We start from the raw sequence: 266 nt of genomic DNA, 5'->3' as shown, positions 1-266 counted from the left end.
GCCTTCCTCACGACTGAAAGTGCTTTACAACCCGAAGGCCTTCTTCACACACGCGGCATGGCTGCATCAGGGTTTCCCCCATTGTGCAATATTCCCCACTGCTGCCTCCCGTAGGAGTCTGGACCGTGTCTCAGTTCCAGTGTGGCTGATCATCCTCTCAGACCAGCTAGAGATCGTCGCCTTGGTGAGCTCTTACCTCACCAACTAGCTAATCTCACCTGGGCTAATCCTGACGCGAGAGGCCCGAAGGTCCCCCTCTTTGCTCC

At 56.4% G+C, this 266-nt stretch carries 1 rRNA gene; it reads right to left on the bottom strand.

The window, feature by feature from the left end:
- A 16S ribosomal RNA gene (locus ACXAGQ_RS29095) occupies positions 1 to 266 on the bottom strand; the annotation flags it as partial.

Source organism: Photobacterium sp. ABD4_091 (assembly GCF_056160145.1).
This window is presented reverse-complemented; position numbering and strand designations above follow the sequence as displayed.